The 862-nt window shown below is 63.2% G+C and carries 1 pseudogene; it reads right to left on the bottom strand.

Annotated elements, in window-relative coordinates:
* Nucleotides 1-24: 24 nt before the first annotated feature.
* Nucleotides 25-798, bottom strand: a pseudogene (locus HZF05_RS13520) (IS5 family transposase).
* Between the last annotated feature and the right edge of the window lie 64 nt (nt 799-862).

Raw genomic sequence — 862 nt, 5'->3', positions numbered from 1 at the left:
GCGCCTAGGGTCAGGACTCCCTGATCAGAGCCAGAAGATGACGGTGGCAGCGAGTACAATCGTCGAGAAGAAGGCGGTCGGGCAGCGGTCGTGGGGGTGGCGACGCGGCGCCAGTCCTTCAGACGGCCGAACATGATCTCGATCCGGTTGCGGCGCCTGTAGCGGCGCTTGTCGTATTTGATGGGCTCATTGCGCGATTTACGGCCCGGAATGCAGGGCTTGATGCCCTTTTCCTCCAGCGCGTCCCTGAACCAGTCGGCATCATAGCCTCGGTCGGCGAGCAGCCATTGCGCCCTGGGCAGTTCGTCGGTCAGGGCCGCCGCACCGATGTAATCGCTGATCTGGCCGGCGGTCATGAAGAAGCTCGAGGGGCGGCCGTTGGCATCGGTAACGGCATGGAGCCCTTCGACAAGCTCAGGAGAGCCTTGGTGTTCATGCCGCCCTTCGTGCGGCCGATCAGGCGTCCGAGGTCCCCCTTTATACCAGGCTCGAAGCCGTGCGGTGCGCCTTCAAATAGGTCGCGTCGATCATCACCGTCTTGCGCTCAGCGCCCGCCGAGAGCCCTTCCATCATGCGCGTGAAGACGCCCATCTGACGCCAGCGCTTCCACCGATTGTAGAGCGTCTTGTGCGGGCCGTGATCCTTCGGCGCGTCCCGCCAGCGCAGCCCGTTGCGATTGCCGAAGATGATCCCGCTCAGCACGCGTCGACCGTCCACCCTCGGCCTGCCATGGCTCTTCGGAAAATACGGCTCGAGCCGCGCCATTTGCTCGTCCGTCAGCCAGTACAGGTCGCTCACATTCAGTCTCCTTGCGGAGCCTGAATCAGATCGCGACTCTCACATCAATGGGTCCTGACCCTAG

The organism is Sphingomonas chungangi (genome assembly GCF_013778325.1).
GTDB classification, from domain to species: Bacteria; Pseudomonadota; Alphaproteobacteria; order Sphingomonadales; family Sphingomonadaceae; genus Solisphingomonas; species Solisphingomonas chungangi.
This window is presented reverse-complemented; position numbering and strand designations above follow the sequence as displayed.